This window comes from Flavobacterium caeni, assembly GCF_900101895.1.
Lineage (GTDB): Bacteria > Bacteroidota > Bacteroidia > Flavobacteriales > Flavobacteriaceae > Flavobacterium > Flavobacterium caeni.
In genome coordinates this window covers 105,215-127,649 of sequence record NZ_FMVF01000003.1, presented here as the reverse complement: position 1 = coordinate 127,649, position 22,435 = coordinate 105,215, and the positions used below count along the sequence as shown (strand labels likewise).

The 22,435-nt window shown below is 50.1% G+C and carries 19 protein-coding genes; 14 read left to right on the top strand and 5 right to left on the bottom strand.

Features of this window, described 5'->3' with window-relative positions; genetic code table 11:
- Positions 1-223 precede the first annotated feature (223 nt).
- Together BLP55_RS02920 and BLP55_RS02915 are read left to right on the top strand one after the other, a co-directional pair.
- Positions 224-1,912: a M14 family metallopeptidase gene (locus tag BLP55_RS02920; RefSeq protein ID WP_244503406.1), complete on the top strand. Its 1,689-nt coding sequence runs from the start codon at positions 224-226 to the stop codon at positions 1,910-1,912.
- Between the two features lie 79 nt (positions 1,913-1,991).
- Positions 1,992-4,664 (top strand): T9SS type A sorting domain-containing protein, encoded by a 2,673-nt coding sequence (locus BLP55_RS02915; protein WP_091140832.1) that lies wholly within the window; start codon positions 1,992-1,994, stop codon positions 4,662-4,664.
- 32 nt (positions 4,665-4,696) lie between these two features.
- On the opposite strand, the gene BLP55_RS02910 is transcribed toward BLP55_RS02915, so the two are convergent.
- Positions 4,697-5,299 (bottom strand): NUDIX hydrolase, encoded by a 603-nt coding sequence (locus BLP55_RS02910; protein ID WP_091140831.1) that lies wholly within the window; start codon positions 5,297-5,299, stop codon positions 4,697-4,699.
- Between the two features lie 8 nt (positions 5,300-5,307).
- Between BLP55_RS02910 and pyrE the strand changes: the two genes are divergently transcribed.
- Together pyrE and BLP55_RS02900 are read left to right on the top strand one after the other, a co-directional pair.
- Positions 5,308-5,955, top strand: coding sequence for an orotate phosphoribosyltransferase (gene pyrE / locus BLP55_RS02905; protein WP_091140830.1), 648 nt, complete (start codon positions 5,308-5,310; stop codon positions 5,953-5,955).
- Positions 5,956-5,996: 41 nt separating this feature from the next.
- Positions 5,997-6,389 carry an orotate phosphoribosyltransferase gene (locus BLP55_RS02900; protein WP_091140829.1) on the top strand — a complete coding sequence of 131 codons (393 nt, stop codon included), beginning with the start codon at positions 5,997-5,999 and terminating at the stop codon, positions 6,387-6,389.
- Between the two features lie 243 nt (positions 6,390-6,632).
- Here the strand turns inward: BLP55_RS02900 and BLP55_RS02895 are convergent, their stop codons facing one another.
- Positions 6,633-7,349 carry a biotin--[acetyl-CoA-carboxylase] ligase gene (locus BLP55_RS02895; protein WP_091140828.1) on the bottom strand — a complete coding sequence of 239 codons (717 nt, stop codon included), beginning with the start codon at positions 7,347-7,349 and terminating at the stop codon, positions 6,633-6,635.
- Positions 7,350-7,442: 93 nt separating this feature from the next.
- Between BLP55_RS02895 and rsfS the strand changes: the two genes are divergently transcribed.
- The 7 genes from rsfS (at position 7,443) to BLP55_RS02860 (ending at position 12,943) form a co-directional block, all read left to right on the top strand.
- Positions 7,443-7,814 carry a ribosome silencing factor gene (gene rsfS, locus BLP55_RS02890; protein ID WP_091140827.1) on the top strand — a complete coding sequence of 124 codons (372 nt, stop codon included), beginning with the start codon at positions 7,443-7,445 and terminating at the stop codon, positions 7,812-7,814.
- Between the two features lie 41 nt (positions 7,815-7,855).
- Complete coding sequence (gene ftsH / locus BLP55_RS02885) at positions 7,856-9,751, top strand: ATP-dependent zinc metalloprotease FtsH (protein ID WP_394331900.1); 1,896 nt, start codon at positions 7,856-7,858, stop codon at positions 9,749-9,751.
- A 107-nt stretch (positions 9,752-9,858) separates the two neighbouring features.
- Positions 9,859-10,461, top strand: a complete 603-nt coding sequence (locus BLP55_RS02880; protein ID WP_091140825.1) for an LUD domain-containing protein — start codon at positions 9,859-9,861, stop codon at positions 10,459-10,461.
- A gap of 1 nt (position 10,462) precedes the next feature.
- Complete coding sequence (locus BLP55_RS02875; RefSeq protein WP_091140824.1) at positions 10,463-11,263, top strand: phosphatidate cytidylyltransferase; 801 nt, start codon at positions 10,463-10,465, stop codon at positions 11,261-11,263.
- Positions 11,253-11,906 carry a phosphatidylserine decarboxylase family protein gene (locus BLP55_RS02870; protein WP_091140823.1) on the top strand — a complete coding sequence of 218 codons (654 nt, stop codon included), beginning with the start codon at positions 11,253-11,255 and terminating at the stop codon, positions 11,904-11,906. The genes BLP55_RS02875 and BLP55_RS02870 overlap by 11 nt, the downstream gene beginning before the upstream one ends.
- Entirely contained in the window at positions 11,906-12,169 is a 264-nt protein-coding gene (locus tag BLP55_RS02865) for an acyl-CoA-binding protein (RefSeq protein WP_091140822.1), read from the top strand. The genes BLP55_RS02870 and BLP55_RS02865 overlap by 1 nt, the downstream gene beginning before the upstream one ends.
- A 3-nt stretch (positions 12,170-12,172) precedes the next feature.
- Entirely contained in the window at positions 12,173-12,943 is a 771-nt protein-coding gene (locus BLP55_RS02860; protein ID WP_091140821.1) for a superoxide dismutase, read from the top strand.
- Positions 12,944-13,039: 96 nt separating this feature from the next.
- Here BLP55_RS02860 and BLP55_RS02855 read toward each other — a convergent pair whose 3' ends face one another.
- Positions 13,040-15,664 carry a valine--tRNA ligase gene (locus BLP55_RS02855; RefSeq protein WP_091140820.1) on the bottom strand — a complete coding sequence of 875 codons (2,625 nt, stop codon included), beginning with the start codon at positions 15,662-15,664 and terminating at the stop codon, positions 13,040-13,042.
- A 178-nt stretch (positions 15,665-15,842) separates the two neighbouring features.
- Here BLP55_RS02855 and BLP55_RS02850 point away from each other — a divergent pair, with 178 nt between their 5' ends.
- Both BLP55_RS02850 and BLP55_RS02845 read left to right on the top strand, forming a co-directional pair.
- Positions 15,843-16,106, top strand: a complete 264-nt coding sequence (locus BLP55_RS02850; protein ID WP_091140819.1) for a hypothetical protein — start codon at positions 15,843-15,845, stop codon at positions 16,104-16,106.
- Positions 16,103-16,537 carry a DUF1573 domain-containing protein gene (locus BLP55_RS02845; RefSeq protein ID WP_091140818.1) on the top strand — a complete coding sequence of 145 codons (435 nt, stop codon included), beginning with the start codon at positions 16,103-16,105 and terminating at the stop codon, positions 16,535-16,537. The genes BLP55_RS02850 and BLP55_RS02845 overlap by 4 nt, the downstream gene beginning before the upstream one ends.
- A 114-nt stretch (positions 16,538-16,651) precedes the next feature.
- On the opposite strand, the gene BLP55_RS02840 is transcribed toward BLP55_RS02845, so the two are convergent.
- Positions 16,652-17,968, bottom strand: coding sequence for a retropepsin-like aspartic protease (locus BLP55_RS02840; RefSeq protein ID WP_091141047.1), 1,317 nt, complete (start codon positions 17,966-17,968; stop codon positions 16,652-16,654).
- Positions 17,969-18,085: 117 nt separating this feature from the next.
- On the opposite strand from BLP55_RS02840, the gene BLP55_RS02835 reads away from it, so the two are divergent.
- Complete coding sequence (locus BLP55_RS02835) at positions 18,086-19,279, top strand: pyridoxal phosphate-dependent aminotransferase (RefSeq protein ID WP_091141046.1); 1,194 nt, start codon at positions 18,086-18,088, stop codon at positions 19,277-19,279.
- 168 nt (positions 19,280-19,447) lie between these two features.
- On the opposite strand, the gene BLP55_RS02830 is transcribed toward BLP55_RS02835, so the two are convergent.
- Positions 19,448-22,435 (bottom strand): Ig-like domain-containing protein (locus BLP55_RS02830; protein WP_139149572.1); only part of this gene is annotated, 2,988 nt, incomplete at its 5' end.

Sequence of the window (22,435 nt, the reverse complement as noted above, 5' to 3'; positions counted from 1 at the left end):
TAGATTTTCTGTAATAGCCGAATTCGAATAAATTGTAGTTTCACCGTATGGGAAGGGGGCATTGGAAGTATACCCCAACGAAATAAAATCGACTTTTAATTACAGAAAATCTGCCGAAATTGTTAAAGTTTGTATCGAAACATTGATACCTACAACAAATACCCATCGCACAATAACATTCATGCAGCTTCGATCCATCGTCTTCATCCTAATTACCTCGCTTATGGCAGCCCAAAAGCAACACGACTTGCAAACGCCTTTCGAAAACGGAAACGGCAACCAAACCGCCACCTACCAAGAAACCATAGCCTACTTCAAAAAGCTCGACCAGCAATTCGAAACGATTTCTTTGCAGGAAATGGGCCCGACCGATTCGGGTGAGCCTTTGCACGTTGTAACGTTCAATCCCGACAAGGAATTTGACTTTGACCAAATCGGCAAAAACAAAGCCGTTTTGCTGATCAACAACGGCATCCATCCCGGCGAACCCGACGGCATCGATGCCACGATGATGTTCTTTCGCGATTTGGCCACGGGCAAGATCAAAACCCCGAAAAATGTAGTCATCGTCAACATACCTGTCTACAACATCGGCGGGATGCTCAACCGAAATGCACATTCGCGCGTCAACCAAAATGGCCCTGAAGAATATGGCTTTCGTGGCAACGCGAGGAATTATGACTTGAACCGCGATTTTGTCAAGCAAGACACGCGAAATGCAAGGAGCTTTGCACATATTTTTCAAAAAGTCAACCCCGACGTATTCATTGACAACCACGTGAGTAACGGCGCCGATTACCAGTATACCTTTACCTACATCGCGACGCATCCGCAAAAAATGGGCGGCGCGCTCGGTAGTTTTTGGGACACCGAAATGGTCCCTGCGTTGATGGCCGATTTGAAACAAAAGAACATCGCGTCGGTGCCCTATGTGAACATCCACGACGAAAAGCCCGATGCGGGATTCGAAATGTTCATGGATTACCCGCGGTATTCCACCGGTTACGCGGCCTTGTTCAACACCGTCGGATCGATGCCCGAGACGCACATGCTCAAAGATTATCGATCGCGCGTTGGCGTAACCTACGAATACATGGCTTCGTCGATCGCTTACATCGAAAAAAATGCAACCAAGATCAAGAAATTGCGACGGGAGAATCTCGACAACTTAAAGCCCGGCATGAAATATCCGTTGCTCTGGGAACTGGACAAATCTAAAACGACGTCGATCCCGTTCTTGGGATTCGAAGGCGATTACAAACCCAGCGGAATATCGGGAAAACCGCGGTTGTTTTATGACGAAAATAAGCCTTTCCAACGAGAGATCCCCTACTACAAGCAGTACAAGCCCGTGGTCGAGGTGATCATTCCAAAAGCCTACGTGGTTCCGCAATCGTGGTGGTCCGTCATCGACTTGCTCAAAATAAACGGCATCGTCTTGAAGCCACTCGAAAACGACACGGAGTTGGAGGTCGAAAGTTACCGTATCGGCGATTTCAAGACGTCGAAATCGGCCTACGAAGGACATTATCCGCACAGCCAACTGAAGATCGACACCAAGATCCAAAAGATGAAGTTCCGCAAAGGCGATTTCCTTATAGACACCCAACAACCCGGCGTCAAGTATATTTTGGAAATGCTGGAACCGCAAGGCAACGATTCGTTCTTTACCTGGAATTTCTTCGATTCGGTGTTGCAGCAAAAGGAATACTTCTCGGCTTATGTGTTCGAGGATTTGGCCGTCGAAATCTTACGCGACAATCCGTCGGTAAAAGCGGAATTCGAAAAAAAGAAAGCCTCCGACAAAGCCTTTGCCGAATCGGGCGCTGCGCAATTGGATTGGATTTACCGGCAGTCCGACCACTACGAAAAGTCGCACATGGAATATCCTGTCTACCGCCTTCACCGTTAGCACAGTAACTGTTCATAACTTCCTGTTGTCTGTCACATATATTGTTCTATTTTTACCGCAAACGATATATTAAATTAACATGAAGAAAAATTTACTTTCAATTTTTGCAGGGCTGTTATCTGTCGGGGCCATGCAGGCACAACTCGATCCTACTTTTGGCGTGGGCGGTAAAGTGGTGACCAATGTCTCGAATGCCACTTTCAACGTCACTTGCCAGGCTTTGCAATCGGACGGAAAAATAGTGATGGCCGGACATGTAGCCGATGGCCACAGATCCAGGGGCTTCGTATGCCGTGTCAATGCAGACGGGTCAACCGACACTGGCTTTAATGGCGGCAACATCATCAACGAATATGCCGATCATTATTTTGCGGTAGCGGTCCAAACCGACGGAAAAATCGTCGTTGGCGGAGGTTTCGACGGAGAAATCGCAATGGCGCGCTACAACAACAACGGAACCCTGGATACCACGTTTGACGACGACGGCCTGATCTACACGCCCGAAGCCAATGTTTCGCGCAGGCTCGTAGACGTGGCCATCCAAACCGACGGAAAAATTGTCGCTTTGACCGAATATGCCAATTCACCCTACGAAGACTACCGATTGATGCGTTTCACTACAGACGGTTTTCCCGATACTTCCTTTGACGGCGACGGCACAATCGTCACCAATGTCAACGCGGCCGACAAGCCGGTATCGGTAACGCTTCAAGGCGACGGAAAAATACTCGTGGGCGGTTATACGCTGGCGGCGGCCACGGATAATTTTTTCATCACGCGCCACAATGCCAACGGTTCGCTCGACACCAGTTTCAACAGTACGGGTAAAAAAATCTTTACGTTTACCAATGCCGCAAACCTTTACGATGTGGCGGTTCAGCCAGACGGAAAGATCGTCTACAACGGACGCTTGTATTCGCCAACACGCATGATTACCGGCAGAATCAACGCCAACGGCACCACCGACAATACTTTCGGTACGGGTGGAAATACGACAACTGCGGTGAATATCGATTCTTCGAACGGCGATGGAAAAATGAAAATCCAACCCGATGGAAAGATATTTGCCATCAACCGATTCAGTTACTCCGCAGACAATTCCCAGGATGTTTTCATGATACGTTACAACGCCAACGGATCGCTCGACGCCACTTTTGACGGTGACGGCTCAAAGATTTTCTCTTATGGCGACGGCAGTGATTTTGGCCGCGATTTCGACATCATCGGAACCAAGATCCTGATTTCGGGCAACAGTGAAATGAGTTTTTCAGAAAACCGCATCGCCATGGCACGTTTCAATGCCGATGGATCGCTCGACGCTACCTTTGACGACGATGGTACAAAATTCATGAATTTCATTTACAACAGCTACGATGCCGCCACTGCCATGGCGCTGCAAACCGACGGGAAAATCATTGTCGGTGGTGTTACTCTGGCCAACGATGATTATTACGGTACCGTACTTCGTTACAATCCGGATGGGACATTGGACACCGCTTTCGGCAACGGCGGCAAAGTGATCCTTCCCAAAGATGGAGCTGTTGCAGCGGTAGCCATACAAACCAACGGTAAGATTATTGCCGGCGGCAGCAATGGCATCTACATGTATGTGTTCCGATTGAACACAGACGGTTCGCTCGATACTACTTTTGATTCTTCCCAACTCTCGGATGATTTTGAGGAATTTGGTTCGACGCTCAATCAGATGAAGATTTTGTCAACGGGAAAAATATTGATTGCCGGAAGAAATTTCTCCGACATCAACGACGTCACGAGTCACAACTATTTCCTGGCGAGGCTCAATTCAAACGGTTCGATCGATACCACTTTTGGCGTCGGCGGTTATTCTACGGCTGGATCGGGCAGCGTCAACGAAGAGATTACCGCACTGAAAATCCTGGCCGATGGTAAAATCCTGGCCGGCGGCAGCAGTTGGGGAACGCCAAATCATTATACGTTGCTCAAATACACGATCAATGGTGCGCTCGATACTTCTTTTGCCAATGGCGGCGTATATGACGGCGTGCTTCCCGAGGGCGACGGCAGCATCATGGCACTCGATACGCAAAGTGACGGGAAGATTTTGGCCGGACTGGCAGACAATCTGAACTATTCGGATGCCAATTACAAATTCATCGTCATGAGATTCAATGCCAACGGAACGATCGATAATGCTTTCGGCAGTGGCGGAAGGATCGATACCGACATCGAAGGCGAATCACGCCTGGCCGACATCAAGGTGCTCTCCAACCAAAAGTTCCTTGTTTCGGGAACGTCTTATGGCGACAATTCCAATTTCGCGCTGGCAAAATACAACAGCGACGGGACACCCGATACTACGTTTGCCCCGGACGGCATCATGATTACCGACTTTTCAGGGACAAACGACAAACTATCGACCTCACTGTTCACGGCAGACAACCGCATACTGACTTGTGGCTATACGACCGATGCCATAATGAACAGTTTTGACCACGCATTGGCCAAATTCGGAACCGACGGCACTTTAGGACTCGTCAATCCGAATAAGGCAAATACGGCAGGATTTTATCCGAACCCGGCCGATGACAAGATCTCTTTTTCTACAGAAACGCAATCGGCCAGCTTGTTCACATTGGAAGGAAAACTGGTAAAAAGCATGTCCGTAACGGCAAACCAAGTCAACCTTTCTGAACTTTCTGACGGAATCTACCTGCTGCGTTACACGACAAAAGACGGATCGACAAAGACTGAAAAGTTGATCAAGAAATAAATCAACCGATCTTGATGAAATAAGAAAAGCTCCTATTCCAGGAGCTTTTCTGTTTCAAACAACAATTTGATGTTTTCGTACGAATTCTGCAACGCCTGCTGGATTTGCGAGGGATTGAGCCAGGCGACTTTTTCGATGCCTTCCTCGGCTTGCGGCTGCGGGGTTCCTTGAAACGTCGTGGTCATTTCGAACCAATGCGTGACTTTTAATTTGTATTTGCCGTTGCGTTTGAAGATGTGATAGGTCTTTTGGAGTTTGCGTCCGAGCTTGAGTTTGGACACGCCGGTTTCTTCTTGCACTTCGCGTAAGGCCGTGAATTCGATCTCCTCATTTTTTTCGATGCCGCCTTTGGGTAAATCCCATTTGCCGTTGCGGAAGATGAACAACACGTCTCCATTTTGATTATAGACAAGCCCGCCGCCGGCCTTTTGCACCGGAATTTTTTCCTTGAGTTTCTTGAGGATTTCTTTTTCGTCCGGATAGTACAAATAAGCCTTGTCGATCTTGCCGTTGAACATTTTGACGATAAGCTGTTCGATGTCAATGCTCTCTAGCAAAAACAACTGGAAATCGGTCTCCTTAACAATCTCATTTGTCAAAAAAAGTGGTTTGTCGTTTACAAAAACTTTATACATTTGTAACTATGATTTTTAATAAAGATACAGCCGAAAAAACCGCCGAATTGCTTTTGCAAATAAATGCAATTAAATTGAATCCGAAAAATCCTTTTACATGGGCTTCGGGTTGGAAATCGCCTATTTATTGCGACAACAGGATGACGCTGTCTTTTCCGGTAATCCGCAACTACATCCGCGACGAATTCTCGAAAAACATCGAAAAACAATTCGGGAAACCCGACGTGATTGCGGGTGTGGCAACGGGTGCGATTGGCATTGGTGTTTTGGTTGCCGAAAGCATGGGATTGCCGTTTGTTTATGTGCGTCCCGAACCCAAGAAACACGGACGCCAAAACCAGGTCGAGGGCTTTTTGCAAAAAGGACAAAACGTGGTGGTGGTCGAGGATCTGATCAGTACGGGAAAAAGCAGCCTCATGGCCGTCGAAGCCTTGCGCGAAGCGGGCGCCAACGTCAAGGGAATGGCCGCGATTTTCACCTACGGATTCGAGGTCGCCGAAGAGAACTTCAAACAGGCCCACGTCGATTTGTATACGCTGAGCAACTACCCAAGCTTGCTCACATTGGCCGTCGCCAAAAAATACATCACCGAGGAAGAGCAAGCCACGCTGAGCGAATGGAGCGTGCATCCCGATGTGTGGGGCGTCGAAGTTTGATCCTCGGCCCATTCAAAATTTAAAATTTATCATTCAAAATAATGAATCTAGAAAGTCCAAAGGTTAGCGTAGACCAATCTGCGCAATATTTATTCGATCAATTGTCCGATGTCAAGAACTTCGAGAAATTGATGCCCGATACGATCGCCAAGTTCGAAGTTACAGGCGACGATTCGTTTATCTTTGGGCTCAAGGGCATGCCCGAAATCAAACTCAAGATGAAGGAAAAATCGGCTCCAAATAAGTTGCTTTTGGGCGCGGCGAGCGACAAATTGCCTTTTTCGCTCGAAGCCAAGATCGATCCTGTGGCCGATAACAAGTCGGACGTACAATTGTTTTTCCAAGGCGAATTCAACGCGATGATGGCCATGATGGTCAAAGGGCCGATCTCTAAATTCATCGAGACGCTGGCCGGGAACATGGGCAAACTGTAGTTATTGTACCTGCAAAAAAGCACATGGCATTTTCGAATGTGTTTGCGATTTACAGTTTTTCTGTAAGGAACTAATCTTCAAAAATTGTATTTTAGCTCTAGGGAAGGGGGCTATGAAGGTATCCCCTACCGAATAAAAAGTTAGGTTGGATACAGATAATCTGTATATTTTCTAAAAATTTTATTTGTATGGAAGCGCTTTTTTGGCGCGTGGAATGGTTTGCGGCAAGTGTGATTCGTTGATTTAATACAGCATTTGGATCTCCTTGATCCCAAACACAACCAAAGAACCGTCCTCGAGTTGCACCTGCAGTTTTCCTTCTAAAGTTACATCGGCAATGATCCCCATAAAGCGTTCCCCGTTCGGAAGTTGGAACGCCGTAGGGACGCCCTTTCGAAACAAAAGGCTGGAGTATCTTTCCCAAGCTGGTTCGAGTTGCCCCGCATTTTCCTTGACGGCTTCGGCAATCTGAACGAGCAATTCATCGCGGTCGAACATGCGCCCGGTGGCCAACGAAAGCGAAGAGGCCTGCGGCAATCCGTTAAAATTGGTTTGGTTCACATTGAGTCCGAGCCCGACAACAGACGACACGCTGCCATCGCTTTTGAAGCTGTTTTCGATTAAAATCCCGCCAACTTTCTTATTTCCTGCCATTATGTCGTTTGGCCACTTGATTTGCAGCTGCGGAATGGCATGCCGTTTCAAAACATCAACAACCGCGGTCGCTACGGCGGCATTGAGCAAAAACACCGATTGGATATCGGCAACTACATCTTTTGCCAAAACACTCATTGTCAGATTTTTACCAGCTTCCGACGTCCAAACAGCACCCATTTGACCCTTTCCTTGGGTCTGGCTTTCGGCACTGACAACGGTAAAGTTTTCGAGAGGTTCGGCGGCCGATAATTCCTTTAAAAAATCGTTGGTCGAACGAGTGGCATCCAATTTGACAAAGCGCATACGAAATTTGTTGTGGCTGAATTTAATCTTGTGTTAAGGTTCAAATTTAATCACAAAAAATGGTAACTTTGCACACTTATACAGAATTAGTAAATGACGAAAAAGAATATAAACAATGATGTTTTATTGGCCAACATCATCAAGGGTATCGAAGAAGTAAAAGGAAACGACATCGACATCCTGGATTTGAGGGAAATAGACAACGCGGCCTGCGACTATTTCATCATCTGCAACGGCAACTCCAATACTCAGGTCAATGCCATCGTCAACTCGGTCCAAAAAACCGTATCCAAAGAATTAAAAGACAAGCCGTGGCACGTAGAAGGCGCAGACAACGCCGAATGGGTGCTCATGGACTATGTCAACATCGTCGTGCATGTGTTCCAAAAACACATCCGCGAGTACTACAATATTGAGAGTCTTTGGGGCGACGCCAAAATCACCACCATCCAAACCAACTACTAAAAGCACGTAATCCGATGGATAACAAACCCAATCCCAATAGAATGAGGATCAGCCCGTGGCTTATTTACGGCGTGATCTTTCTGATTTTCGCTTCGATTTTTGTCAGCGGAGGCGGATCGAATTTCAAGGATCCGGCCCGAACGACATCTTCTAAATTCAACACCTATCTCGAGCACGGCGATGTGGCCAAGGTCATCATCTACAACAAGGCCGAGGCCGAAGTGTTCCTGAATCCTGCTTCGCTGACCAAACCCGAGCACAAGGATGTTCCCAAGAAAGACCTTTTCAACCGCGTCAATGCCGGACCGCATTATGTGTTCGACATCGGCAACGACGAAATCTTCCAGAAAAAGATGGAAGACGCCGTCACGCAAGGCAAACTCAAGGAATTCAGCTTCCAGCAAAAAAGCAATTGGTCCGACTTCATCAACATCTTTTCGATTGTCATCATCTTTGGCCTGTGGATTTACATCATGCGCAAGATGAGCAGCGGCGGTGCAGGTGGCGGTGGCCAGATCTTCAACATCGGTAAATCGAAGGCACGTTTGTTCGACGAAAAGACCGACATCAAGACGACGTTCAAGGACGTGGCCGGACTCGAAGGCGCCAAGGAAGAAATCCAGGAGATCGTAGAATTCCTCAAAAACCCTGAAAAATATACCAGCATAGGTGGCAAGATCCCGAAAGGTGCGCTTTTGGTCGGGCCTCCGGGAACGGGTAAAACGTTGCTGGCCAAGGCGGTTGCCGGCGAAGCCAAAGTGCCGTTCTTCTCGCTGTCTGGTTCCGATTTTGTCGAAATGTTTGTGGGCGTAGGTGCCTCGCGCGTTCGCGATTTGTTCAAGCAGGCCAAGGAAAAAGCGCCGGCCATCATCTTCATCGACGAGATCGATGCGGTAGGACGCGCACGTGGCAAGAACAATTTCTCGGGCGGCAACGACGAACGCGAAAACACGCTCAACCAGTTGCTTACCGAAATGGACGGGTTCGGGTCGAACTCTAATGTCATCGTACTGGCCGCCACCAACCGCGCCGACGTACTCGACAAGGCGCTGATGCGCGCGGGCCGTTTCGACCGTCAGATTTTTGTCGATTTGCCGGACATTCGCGAACGAAAAGAAATCTTCGAAGTACATTTGGCGCCACTCAAAAAAGTCGAGGAACTCGATACCGATTTCCTGGCCAAACAAACCCCTGGTTTTTCAGGTGCCGACATCGCCAACGTATGTAACGAAGCCGCGTTGATTGCCGCCAGAAAAGACAAAAAAGCCGTAGACAAACAAGACTTCCTGGATGCCGTAGACCGTATCGTCGGCGGACTCGAGAAGAAAAATAAAATCGTCACACCCGACGAAAAGAAAGCCATCGCGATCCACGAAGCGGGCCACGCCACGGTGAGCTGGATGCTCGAACACGCGGCACCGCTCGTCAAGGTAACAATCGTACCACGCGGACAAAGCCTGGGTGCGGCCTGGTACTTGCCAGAAGAACGCCTTATCGTTCGTCCAGACCAGATGCTCGACGAAATGTGCGCCACCATGGGCGGACGCGCAGCCGAGAAAGTGACCTTCGACCGCATCTCGACCGGTGCGCTCAGCGACCTCGAAAAAGTGACCAAACAGGCACGTGCGATGGTCACCATTTACGGTTTGAACGACAAGATCGGCAACGTAACCTATTACGATTCAACGGGTCAAAACGAATACAATTTCTCGAAACCGTACTCCGAGGAAACGGCCGAGCTCATCGACAAGGAGATTTCTGCCTTGATCGAAAGCCAGTACCAACGTGCGATCCAAATCCTCGAAGAAAACAAGGACAAGCTGAACCAGTTGGCCGACATCCTGATCGAAAAGGAAGTCATTTTCAAAGACGACCTCGAAGCGATTTTCGGCAAGCGTACTTTTGACAGTAACTTGCAGGAAGAGAAGGATTTGTAAGAAAACAGCGTGATTTTTAAAAAAAATCTTATTTCAACGTTTTTGAAATAAGATTTTTTTATCTTTGAATGTTTTCAAAACGTTAACTAAACCACTGCGCCCATTCTATGAGTCTTTTCAGGAAATTTTTTGGTACTGGTAATGATGCTTCCGACGAGGAAAAGGAAAGCGAATTCAACAACCTGCAAGCCAATCTATCTGCTCCGGCCGACGAAAAGTTCACCTTCAATTTTAAGAAAAACGGAGGCAAATTCCTGTATTGCGAGAACCTCGACGAAGTAAAGGAACAGTTTGAAAACATACTCGAAGAAAACGATTGGTTCGAGTGCGAAGCGATTTGTTTCGAGCCCAAATTACACCACCTGCTCGACGAGAACAAACTCGAATACAAGAACGTCACCAATCCAAAATTTCTGCTCGCCAGTTGCGAGAATTTGATTGCCGACGAAGGATCGATCCTGTTCTCCTCAAACCAGATCAAGCAAAACAAACCCAACGATTTGCCGGTGAACATCGTGATCATCGCCACCACGAGCCAAATCCTCGAAAGCAAGAGCGACGGGCTGCGCGTGATCAAGAAAAAATACGACAAGGACTACCCTACCAACATCACCACGATCAAGTATTTCGAAAAGGCCAAGGAGGAAGACTTTCTGCAATACGGCAGTTCGGCCAAAAACCTCTATCTGCTGCTTTTAGAAGACCTCTAACATGAACGAAACGCTCACCAGAACGCTGTCGGGTATTGTCTACATCGCGATACTGGTGGCGGCCACCTTGTATTTACAGAGTTTTTTGTTGTTGTTTGGCATCTTTTTGTTGATTGCCGTCGCCGAGTTTTGCGAACTCGTCCATCTCAAACGATTTGTTCCCATTGCGATCGCCATAGGCGCCTACCTGCTTTTTGCTTTTTTTCCGCTCACGCAAACCACCGAATGGCTGCTGCTTGTTGCAACTTTACTGGTTTCGGTCAAATGCATGGTGTTTTTGTTCGGCAAACACCAACGACCGATTGACACGGCATCCAAATACGTATACCTGATTGGCTATGTGATTCTTCCCATCGTATTAATCACCAAAATCCCTTGTATTTCGGGCAATTACAACCCCATCATCATCATCGGGATCTTTGTCCTGATCTGGGCCAACGACACCTTCGCCTTTGTCGTGGGAAAGTCGATCGGCAAGCGCAAATTGTTCGAAAGGATTTCCCCAAAAAAAACGATCGAAGGTTTTTTGGGCGGGCTTATTTTTGCCTTGATTTTCGCGGTGCTTATCGCAAAATACCTTATTTTTGAGCCGCTTGTTTTGTGGATCGGGATTTCGCTCATGGTTAGTATTTTTGGCACCATCGGCGATTTGATTGAATCCAAATTCAAACGGCTCGCAGGTGTCAAGGACAGCGGTAAGATCATGCCCGGCCACGGCGGCATTCTCGACCGGCTCGACAGCATAATTTTCGTGGCACCATTCGTATTTTTGTTGTACCAAACCCTACATTATGTTTCATAAAGAAGGCGCAAAGATTATCCTCATTTCGACGACACTGACCGTCATCCTGATTTTTGTCATCGAACATTTTATCGATGCCGAGTGGCTCGAGATGACGTTACAACTGATTGTCTTGTTCTTCCTGTTGATGATTTTGCAGTTCTTTCGGAATCCGAAACGCGAAACCGACATCAGCGACAACCACATCATCGCGCCCGTAGACGGCAAGGTGGTTGTGATCGAGGAAGTCGAGGAACCCGAATATTTCAAGGACAAAAGACTGCAGGTCTCGATTTTCATGTCGCCCATCAACGTACACGTGACGCGTTATCCGGTAAACGGAAAAGTGAAATACAGCAAATACCATCCGGGTAAATACCTCGTGGCGTGGCATCCAAAGGCCAGCACCGAAAACGAACGTACGACCGTGGTGGTCGAGAACCGCATTTTTGGCGAGATCCTTTACAGACAAATCGCGGGTGCGTTGGCCAAACGCATCGTCAACTATGCACAGGAAGGCATGCAGGTGGTACAAGGCACCGATGCCGGTTTCATCAAATTTGGTTCAAGGGTCGATTTGTTCCTGCCGCTGGGCACCAAAGTAGACGTAAAACTCAACCAGAAAGCGGTGGGCGGCAAAACCGTCATCGCCATCCAATCGTAATGACCGAGAAGGATTTAGATACCCGTTTTAAGGAAGCGATCGAGATTGCCGACAAAATGTTGCAGGCCGACCTGCCGCAGGACGTGCAATTGCGTTTGTACGCCTATTACAAAAAGGCCACGTCGGGTACGCCTACTTCGTCCTTTAACTCCAACGATTTGCGCAACGCGTTCAAGACCAACGCGTGGATCCAGATCAACCACCTCACCATCGACGAGGCCAAGGAACTATACATCCAGGCCATCCACGAACTTAACAAATAAGCCATGAAAAAGTGTTTCATTTTACCGCTGGCGCTTGCTTTTGCGGCCGTCTCTTGCAACGACAAAAAACTCAAGGAAGTGGTCGAGGTTCCGTTGCCCGCCGCCGAAGAAAAAATGACGATCGGCCAACCCGACGACGTGCGCGCCGACGAAGGTGCTTTTCAGCTCCTCAAATTACCATACGCCTACGATGCGCTCGCCCCCAACCTCGATGCGCTCACGATGGAAATCCACTATTCGAAACACTACCTCACCTACACCAACAACCTGAACCGTTTGCTGGTGGGTACCGAACTCGAAAAATTGCCGATCGAGGAAATCGTCGCCAAGGTCGATATGTCGAACGCCGATTTGCGCAACAACGCCGGAGGTTTCTACAACCATACGCTTTTCTTTGAAGGCATGGCGCCCAAAGCAGGCGGCGAAGCCAAGGACACGCTGGCCGTTTCGATCAAACGCGACTTCGGATCGTTTGAAAATTTCAAGACGTTGTTCGCCGACGCGGCGTCCAAACAATTTGGTTCGGGATGGGCTTGGCTCGTGACCGACAAGGCAGGCAAACTGCAAATCACCGCGACGCCCAACCAGGACAGCCCGCTTATGCCCGGCATGCCCGTCAAAGGGACGCCTATTTTGGGGCTGGATGTTTGGGAGCACGCCTACTATTTGAACTTCCGCTACAAACGCAAAAACTACATCGACAACTTTTTCAATGTGATCAATTGGGAGAAAGTGAACGAACGGTATGAAGAGGCGATGCGCCGAAAATACTGATGCGCATCAAACGATGGGCAAACTACAAACAACAAAAAGCCGCATGAAACGTGATTCATGCGGCTTTTTTTATACAACTTTCTGCAAGTCCCTTTCTTATTTCAACCCGGCAAGGCTTTGCGCAATGGTCGCAATCTTAGCCAATGCATCGGCTTCTTTCTTGCGTTCCATTTCCAAGACCTTTTCTGGCGCGCCGTTGACAAATTTCTCGTTCGACAACTTGGCCTGTACCGACTTCAAAAAGCCTTGCGTATAATTCAACTCTTCGGTCAGCTTGGCGATTTCCTGCGCCACGTCGATCGAACCAGAGATCGGGATAAAATGTTCGTTCGATTTGACACGGAACGACAGCGCCCCGTCTACCTTATCGGTTACATACGCCAGGTTTGACAGGTTGCCCAATTTTACGACAATCGAATCGAAATAATCCGAAACTTTTTCGTTGTTGATTACCTTGAGTTCGATCGCGTCCTTGAAGGCAATGTTCTTGTCCTTGCGGATCGAACGCACACCCGAAACCACTTCGGCCGCATGCTCGAAATTTGCAATCAATCGGGCGTCGAACGGCTTGGCCGCTGGCCATGTCGATACGATCAACGCGTCTTTTGGCGCACGCTGGCTAATGTGCTGCCAGATTTCTTCGGTCAGGAACGGCATGAACGGATGCAACAGTTGCAAATTGGCTTCAAGCATTTCGATGGCCTTGCCAAACGTCACGCGGTCGATGGGTTGCTGGTAGGCCGGCTTGATCATTTCGAGCAACCACGAACAGAAGTCGTCCCACACCAATTTGTAGATCGCCATGAGCGCGTCTGAAATACGGTATTTCTCGAAATGGTCTTCGATCTCGGCCAGCGTCTGTTGCAACTTGGCTTCGTACCATTCGATGGCCACCCTGGCCGATTCGGGCTGCGCAATATCGGCCACTTCCCAACCTTTGATGAGTCGGAACGCATTCCAGATTTTGTTCGTAAAGCCCTTGCCTTGCGCACACAATTCCTCGTCGAACAAGATGTCGTTTCCAGCCGATGCGCTGAGCAAAAGCCCGACCCGCACGCCGTCGGCACCAAACTTGTCGATCAAGTCGAGCGGATCGGGAGAATTGCCGAGCGATTTAGACATTTTCCGACGTTGTTTGTCACGTACCAACCCGGTCAAATAAACATTGGTGAACGGCTTGGCATCGGCATATTCATACCCCGCAATGATCATACGCGCCACCCAAAAGAACAAAATATCTGGGCCGGTAACCAAGTCGTTGGTCGGGTAATAGTATTTAAAGTCTTTGCTCTCGGGATCCATAATACCGCCAAAAACAGCCATCGGCCAAAGCCATGAAGAAAACCACGTATCGAGCGCATCGGCATCCTGACGCAGGGTTTCGGCGGTGATGTTCGGATTTTTGGCTTTGGCGAGTTGGAGCGCTTCCGCGGCGGTTTCGGCTACGACAAAATCTTCTTTACCGTCGCCGTAATAATACGCCGGGATTTGTTGGCCCCACCACAGCTGGCGCGAAATGTTCCAGTCGCGGATGTTCTCAAGCCAATGACGGTAAGTATTCTCGAACTTTTTCGGGTACAATTTGATTTCGTCCGATTCGAGCACCGCCTTGATCGCGGGCTTGACCAAATCGTCCATCTTGAGGAACCATTGGTCGGACAAACGCGGTTCGATGACCGCCTTGGTACGTTCCGAAGTGCCTACTTTATTGAGGTGCGTCTCGGTCTTGACCAAGTGCCCCAGCGCTTCGAGTTCCTTGGCGATTTCAGCGCGCACCACAAATCGGTCTTTGCCCTGGTAATGCAACCCGAAGGAATTGAGCGTGGCGTCTTCGTTAAAAATATCGATGATCTCCAAGTCGTGCTTTTCGCCCAGCGTCTTGTCGTTGACGTCGTGCGCAGGCGTTACTTTCAAACAACCCGTACCGAACTCGATGTCTACGTAGTCGTCTTCGATGATCGGGATGACGCGATTCGCGATCGGCACGATGGCCTTCTTGCCCTTGAGGTGCGCGTAGCGTTCGTCGTTGGGGTTGATGCAAATGGCCGTATCGCCCAAAATGGTCTCGGGACGCGTCGTGGCGATGGTCACATAATCGTCGCTTCCTTCTATTTGGTAACGCAGATAGAACAATTTGCCCTGCTGCTCTTCATAAATGACTTCTTCGTCAGACAACGTGGTCTTGGCCTCTGGATCCCAGTTGACCATACGGTAGCCGCGGTAAATCAAGCCCTTGTTGTACAAATCGACAAACGAGCGGATGACCGATGCCGACATGTCGGGGTCCATCGTGAATTTGGTGCGCTCCCAATCGCACGACGCGCCCAGTTTCTTGAGTTGGTCGAGGATTACGCCACCGTATTTGTCGGTCCAATCCCATGCGTGTTTGAGGAATTCCTCGCGCGTGAGATCGTGCTTGTTGATTCCTTCTGCTTTGAGTTTGGCCACTACCTTGGCCTCGGTCGCGATCGACGCGTGGTCCGTACCGGGCACCCAGCAAGCGTTAAAGCCCTTGAGACGCGCACGACGGATCAAGACGTCTTGAATGGTATTGTTGAGCATGTGCCCCATGTGCAGCACCCCGGTCACGTTGGGTGGCGGGATCACGATGGTATACGGCGTACGCGAATCGGGTTCGGAATGGAAAAAGTTGTGTTCCATCCAGTAGGCGTACCATTTTTGCTCGATGGATTGGGCGTCGAATTGTGCGGGAATGCTCATTATTGATAATTTGTTGATTCGTTGATTTATTCCGCTGCGCTCCATCAGTTCGGCTGCGCCTCGGGTGGTTATTTGTATTTCGACATTCGTTGATCGTTGATCGACATTCGAAATTCTTTGGATGATGAATTTCTATCAACGAACGCCAACGCCGAACGGGTGATAAACCCTAGCCCCGATGGAAGTGGAAATCCTTTTTTGGATTACCCGTAGCGCAGCGAAGGGAAATCTTCATGGAGCGCAGCGGAATGCAAAAAAGATTACAACGTACAGCGGGAAACAGCTCCTAAAAAAACAAACATTACCAATTGGCATGTCTTTTGAAAGGCCGGCCTGCAAAAGTACAGAATTCAAGCCTTATAAAAAATTAAGAGTTAATAATTTGCACATTGACCAAAACAAGTTATTTTTACGTTCCATTAAACAAATTGTAACCCAATGAAATCAAAACTATTTTTCCTACTCGCGATCTCTGCAAGCCTTGGCGCATGGGCACAACCCAAGATCGAATTCCTGGCCAAGGACAACACCATCGATTACGGCAAGGTGTCGAAAGATACCGACAGCGGCCTGAGGACCTTTGAATTCAAGAACACTGGCGACCAACCGCTCATCATCACCAACGTACAATCTACGTGCGGTTGTACCGTTCCGTCGAAACCAAAAGAGCCGATCATGCCTGGTAAAATAGGGAAAATCGATGTGAAATACAACATGAACCCAGGGCCGATCCGCAAGACGATCACCGTAGAATCGAACGCCACCAACGTAGAAGGCGGCCGTGTAGCGCTCAAGATCAAAGGCGACGTCATCGCCAAAGAGGAGCCGAATATTCTTGAAAAGAAGAAAGGCGTCCCGACGAGCGAGTTTTAACCGAAAGACAAAAGTCGAAAGTCGAAAGTCGAAGGACAACGAACGAAAGAATTAAGGACCAAGATAGAAGCCATCTGTTAACAGCAGTTGGCTTTTTTTTGGCGGGCGTACGACCTACAACATGGCTTTCAACTGGAACCTAAACTTCAGGATTTGCCCGCCGCGGTCGACTTCGATGTAGATCCACTTGCCGTCTTCGGATTTGAGCAATTCGTTGATTTTTTGCAGCGTCAGCTTGTAGGCTTGGCTGTTGTTGATGCTCACCACGACGTCGTCTTTTTGCAGCCCGCACAAATCGGCCGGCGAATCTTTGCGGACGCTCGAAATCGAATACACCGGCTTGAGCGAGAATTTGTATTTGAAATTGTCTTTCTTGGTGCCCGACTCGTCAAAGGTATTTTCGAGATAAACAGTTTGCATCGCCACGGTTTCCTGTACCCATTGCGTGCCTTGGTGTTGCATTTCGATGCCGCTCATGTTGTAGTGGAACGGTTCGTCGAAAGCGCGTCCGCGGCGCAGGTAGAGCGTTTTGTGCGCGTAGTCCATCACGAGATCGAACCGGCGCAACACCTCTCCCCCTATCGAACCCACGCGGTCCTTGACCATGTTGACGCTTTTGACCGAAGCCGAATCGGGAAAAGCCACGATGGGCCTGTCGAACGCAAACCGATCGATCTTCATATCGGTGATGCGCGCACGGTTGCCGTGGATGTCGCCGCTGAATCCCTTGCCGAGATAGTCTTCGAAATGCTGCGCAGGGATCTCAAAACGACTGCCCTTAAAAAGCCAAAGCGCGTCGGAGTTGCCCAAGTCAAGAAGTAGTTTCGCAGGCTCGGTACGCCCGTCTACGGTGACATCGGCCACGACATAAGGCTTGCTTTTTTCGACAGTAATCGGCACCGGAATGTATTTGTCCTTGATTTTCTTGCGTCGTTTTTGCGTGTCGCGAAACACCACAAGACGCCGCTTGTCGTAGTCTACCTCTACCAGGTTGTCCTTGAAAAAATGATAGCCGATGATGCCGTTGACCGGAATCCCGATGTGCGACGAAAAATTAAAGCTCTGATCGAGTACGATGTACAAATCATGCGACTTATCGACAATGCCGTTGACCGACAATTCGTTGTTGGCCGACTTCATCCCTTCGATCGGTTCGGCACTACCCAGGCCGCGCAACATGATCTTTTGGACATCAAAAAAACGCACCTCGGCTTTGTCTTCCAGGCTGAGCAATATGGTTTCCTCGACGCCCGTATCGAGCAGGAAATTGAGCTCGACACCGTTGACGTTTACGGGAATGAAAATCAAATTGTTGATGAGTTGAAACGGAATGACCACTTTGCTCTTGTGGGTGACGAACTGGAATCCTTTTTGCGCCGCGCACGGCACGTGTGACAACAACAAAAAAAGGAGGATCAGACCTAAACGCATACCGGTGGTTTTGGTTAAAATTAAAAAAAATATGCCAACCACTAGATGCAATACGATGCAAAAGAGTTGGCTCGCGCGCAAAAAATTTGCAAATTTGCGTTTCTAAAAACGCTCATCATGCCAAAAGTTTCGAACAAAGGAAAACAAATGCCCGAGTCGCCCATCCGCAAGCTCGTGCCGTACTCAGAGACCGCGAAGAAAAAAGGCCACAAGGTGTACCACCTCAATATCGGCCAACCCGATATCAAAACACCCGAAGTCGCGCTGGCGGCCATCAAGAACAACACGGTCAAGGTACTCGAATACAGCCACTCGGCGGGATTTGAAAGTTACCGTACGAAACTGTCCAACTATTATAAAAACCACGGGTTACCGATTGAATTGTCCGACATCATCATCACGACGGGCGGTTCCGAAGCGCTGCTGTTTGCCATGGGATCGACCATGGACCAAGGCGACGAAATCATCATCCCCGAGCCGTTTTATGCCAATTACAACGGGTTTTCTACCGCATCTGGCGTGAACGTCGTGCCGGTCATTTCGTCGATCGATACGGGTTTTGCGTTGCCGCCCATCGCCGATTTCGAAAAACTGATCACGCCAAAAACCAAGGCGATCCTGATTTGCAACCCGGGCAATCCTACGGGTTATCTGTATTCGAAAGAAGAAATCCAGCAACTGGCCGACATCGTCAAAAAACACGACCTGTTCCTGATTGCCGACGAAGTCTACCGCGAGTTCACCTACGACGGCGACCAACATTATTCGGTAATGAACGTCCCCGGGCTTGAAGAACACGCGATCATGATCGATTCGGTGTCCAAGCGTTACAGCATGTGCGGCGCGCGCATCGGTTGCATCGTTTCGAAAAACAAAGAGGTCATGGCCGCCGCAATGAAATTTGCACAAGCGCGTTTGAGTCCGCCTACTTTTGCGCAAATCGCCAGCGAGGCCGCACTCGACACGCCAAAGAGCTACTTTGATGAAGTGATCACCGAATACCGCGACCGACGCGATACGCTGGTGGCCGAACTTGAAAAAATCGACGGCGTCAAGGTCGCCAAACCCAAAGGCGCATTCTATTGCATCGCGCAATTGCCCGTCGACAACGCCGACGATTTTGCGCAATGGTTGCTCGAGTCCTACCATCTGAACAACGAAACCGTCATGGTGGCACCGGCTGCGGGCTTCTACTCTACACCGGGCGTCGGGCTCAACGAGGTGCGCATCGCCTATGTGCTCAAAAAAGAAGACTTGATCCGTTCGGTACAAATCCTAAAAGAAGCGCTTACGGCATACAACAAAAAGTAATTTCGGGAGCTGTTCCGGCTGTCCGCTGTATCTTTAAAAAAAGCCCCTAACACAGGGGCTTTTTTTAAAGGATGCCGCTTCCATCCGGGCTAGGGCATCGTGCACCGTTTGGAGCACTGTAAAAAAAGAAAAGCTGCTCGGTTGAACAGCTTTTCATTTTATTTGGACTTATCGTTTGAGCGAGAAGTGCGCCTTGAACTCCTTGCGGATGCCGACTTCGTCGGTGTAGTACACCCTGAACCAATAATCGGTCGCCGGGAGCATCTTGCCGTTAAACGTTCCATCCCAGCCGATGCCGAGCGGGCTGATCTGCTTGATCAACTTGCCATAACGGTCGTAGATTTCGATCTTAGACGTTTCCTGGTTGCCCAACAAGTTCAGGTCTTCGATGTTCCAGGTATCGTTGTAGCCATCGTTGTTCGGCGTAAAGAACCTTGGGTAATCGATGATGATGATACTGGTTTCCAACTCGCCGCAACCTACTTTGTCACGCACCTTAAAATGATGCTCGCCAGAAGGCAGGTTATAGAAGTTGCCCGTATCTTGCCATGCGCCGTTGTCCATTTGGTATTCGTAGTTTCCTGCCGGCAAAGCCACCACGGTCACCATTTGATCTTGCGTGAAATACTCCGATGCCGTAGCCGTCACCGACATTGGCGGCAACGAACTGTTTACCGTAGTCGTTTCGGAATTCGAACAACCTGTCACAGTGTTGGTCACCTTCACCGCATAAACACCCGGTGCTGTCGCTTCATAGCTGTTGGCTGTAGCTCCTGCGATGATGCCATTGGCGTCCGACCATTCGAAGGTATGGTTGGCTTGCGGCAATCCGGTGGTCAATGTCGTCGTAGAGCCTGGAACCGGATTTCCGTTGCGGTCGATACACACAAAGCCATCGGTTGGCAAGACAATGGTCGGCAGCGGATCGACCGTAATGGTCGCTTCAAGTTCGCTGAATCCGCATCCGCCTGTCGTACGGACCTTGAAACTGAAAGTACCCGACTCGGTTGGCGTACCGCCGATGGTAAACGTATGGTTTAACGGATCGTAGCTACCGCTGATGCCCACAGGTACGGTGCCGTCTACAATCGAAGCGCCCGTTGCGCCATCGGCAACCGTAAAGACGATATCGGTCAGCGTTTCCTGGACCATACATAACGTCTGGTCATCTGTCCACGCAGCAGAAGTCAATACGATAGACGCTTTCGGGGTAATGGTAATGACACCCGATAAAGTGGCGAACGGCAGACATCCGTCGGTATTTGAAACCGTGTACGGGTGTGCGCCGATGACATTCGAGGCACCCGAAATTTCAAAAGCCCCTGTCGATGTATTCATCACCCCGGTGATTCCTGCCGGAAGACCCGAAACAGAAACCGTGGTGGCGCCGTTGCCCGGCATATACGTGATCGGCAAGATGTTCACATCCTGACAAGCCGGTTGGTTGGTGGTGCCTGCTGCCGATGTCAACACCAAAGTACCCGGAGACAACACCTCGATACGACCAGGGATACTGGCCTCGGTACAACCATTCACGGTTGTAGTCGTTACCGTATAGTTAAAGATACCAGCCTGTGTAGGCGACCCGCTCAACGTAAAGGTCCCACCGCCGCTGTTGGTCAACGTAACCCCTGCAGGAAGCAAGCCTGCCGAAACAACCGCTCCGGTCGCGCCATTGCCCACCGTAAACACAATAGGATTGATAACTACGTTGATACAAACCGTTTGGTCGTCTGCACCTGCAGGTGCAGCGCTCAAGGTCGCATCCGGCTTGACTGTCATGGTGACGGTAATCCTGTCGGCCGGTGTACAACCGCCCGTGGTAATAATATCAAAAGTGTAAAGGCCATCCATGGTAGGCGTACCACTCAAAACGTACGTGTTAGGTGCGCCTGGTGCAAGCGAAATACCCGCCGGCAACGTAAACGCCGGATCAATGGTCATGCCAGTGGCGCTTCCTCCAAAAGTATACACCGCCGATGTCATGGCCGTACCGATACAAACATCAGGCAAAGCCGTCGCTCCGGTAACCGTAGGCAAAGCAATGACCGTGACGGTCTCCTGCGCCTGGCAACCGTTGGCGTCGGTGAACGTGATCACCGTGGTGCCCGCAGACACGCCGGCAACTACGCCCGTGCTGCTTACCGTGGCCACCGTCGTGTTGGACGATGCCCATGGTGTGCCCGTAGATGGCGCCGCGCTGGCAGTGAGCGCCGTGGTCAAGCCCACGCAAACGTTGAACGTGCCGCCGATCGTAGGGGCCGCGATGACCGTGATGGCCTGCGTGGCCGTACAGCCGTTGGCGTCCGTATAGGTGATGTTGGCCGTACCGCCGGCGATACCCGTTACGGTACCCGTGGCGTCAACCGTGGCTACCGAAGTATCGTCGGATACCCAGGCGCCTGTCGCAGCAGGCGTGCCCGAGCCCGTCAGGGTGCTCGTGGCGGCCTCGCACAGCGTGAACGTGCCGCCTATCGTAGGCAACGGATCCACCGTGATCGTCGAGGTCGTCGTACAGCCGTTAGAATTCATATAGGTGATCGTCACAGGGCCGCCCGCAGCGTTGCCCGTGACCAAGCCGGTCGCGTCGATCGAGGCGATCGAAGGGTTCGACGACGTCCATGGCGTGGTGGTCGATGCCGTGCCCGAGCCGGTCAATGTGGTCGTGGCGCCAAGGCAAAGCGCCGTATCGCCGGTGATCGTCGGCAGGGCGATGATCGTAACCGTTTGCGTACTCGTGCAGCCGTTGGCGTCGGTATAGGTGATGTTGGCCGTACCGCCGGCGATACCCGCAACGGTACCCGTCGCGTTCACCGTGGCAACCGCAGGTGCATCGGATACCCAGGCGCCTGTCGCTGCAGGCGTGCCCGAGCCCGTCAAGATGCTCGTGTCGCCCTCGCACAGCGTGAACGTGCCGCCTATGGTAGGGAGCGGGTTCACCGTGATCGTCGAGGTGATCGTACACCCGTCGGCATTGGTATAGGTGATCGTCACAGGGCCGCCCGCGGCGATGCCCGTGACCAATCCGGTGGCGTCGACCGAAGCGATAGACGGATCAGAAGATACCCATGGCGCGGTGGCCGATGCCGTACCCGAGCCAGTCAACGTGGTCGTCGTGCCCTCGCACAAGGCCGTAGCGCCCGTGATCGTCGGAAG

Excerpts from the sequence above, each read along its gene's own strand:
- BLP55_RS02920 (WP_244503406.1), top strand. The coding sequence starts at position 224 with ATGGCAGCCCAAAAGCAACACGACTTGCAAACGCCTTTCGAAAACGGA.
- BLP55_RS02915 (WP_091140832.1), top strand. The coding sequence starts at position 1,992 with ATGAAGAAAAATTTACTTTCAATTTTTGCAGGGCTGTTATCTGTCGGG.
- BLP55_RS02910 (WP_091140831.1), bottom strand. The coding sequence starts at position 5,299 with ATGTATAAAGTTTTTGTAAACGACAAACCACTTTTTTTGACAAATGAG.
- pyrE (WP_091140830.1), top strand. The coding sequence starts at position 5,308 with ATGATTTTTAATAAAGATACAGCCGAAAAAACCGCCGAATTGCTTTTG.
- BLP55_RS02900 (WP_091140829.1), top strand. The coding sequence starts at position 5,997 with ATGAATCTAGAAAGTCCAAAGGTTAGCGTAGACCAATCTGCGCAATAT.
- BLP55_RS02895 (WP_091140828.1), bottom strand. The coding sequence starts at position 7,349 with ATGCGCTTTGTCAAATTGGATGCCACTCGTTCGACCAACGATTTTTTA.
- rsfS (WP_091140827.1), top strand. The coding sequence starts at position 7,443 with ATGACGAAAAAGAATATAAACAATGATGTTTTATTGGCCAACATCATC.
- ftsH (WP_394331900.1), top strand. The coding sequence starts at position 7,856 with ATGAGGATCAGCCCGTGGCTTATTTACGGCGTGATCTTTCTGATTTTC.
- BLP55_RS02880 (WP_091140825.1), top strand. The coding sequence starts at position 9,859 with ATGAGTCTTTTCAGGAAATTTTTTGGTACTGGTAATGATGCTTCCGAC.
- BLP55_RS02875 (WP_091140824.1), top strand. The coding sequence starts at position 10,463 with ATGAACGAAACGCTCACCAGAACGCTGTCGGGTATTGTCTACATCGCG.
- BLP55_RS02870 (WP_091140823.1), top strand. The coding sequence starts at position 11,253 with ATGTTTCATAAAGAAGGCGCAAAGATTATCCTCATTTCGACGACACTG.
- BLP55_RS02865 (WP_091140822.1), top strand. The coding sequence starts at position 11,906 with ATGACCGAGAAGGATTTAGATACCCGTTTTAAGGAAGCGATCGAGATT.
- BLP55_RS02860 (WP_091140821.1), top strand. The coding sequence starts at position 12,173 with ATGAAAAAGTGTTTCATTTTACCGCTGGCGCTTGCTTTTGCGGCCGTC.
- BLP55_RS02855 (WP_091140820.1), bottom strand. The coding sequence starts at position 15,664 with ATGAGCATTCCCGCACAATTCGACGCCCAATCCATCGAGCAAAAATGG.
- BLP55_RS02850 (WP_091140819.1), top strand. The coding sequence starts at position 15,843 with ATGGAAGTGGAAATCCTTTTTTGGATTACCCGTAGCGCAGCGAAGGGA.
- BLP55_RS02845 (WP_091140818.1), top strand. The coding sequence starts at position 16,103 with ATGAAATCAAAACTATTTTTCCTACTCGCGATCTCTGCAAGCCTTGGC.
- BLP55_RS02840 (WP_091141047.1), bottom strand. The coding sequence starts at position 17,968 with ATGCGTTTAGGTCTGATCCTCCTTTTTTTGTTGTTGTCACACGTGCCG.
- BLP55_RS02835 (WP_091141046.1), top strand. The coding sequence starts at position 18,086 with ATGCCAAAAGTTTCGAACAAAGGAAAACAAATGCCCGAGTCGCCCATC.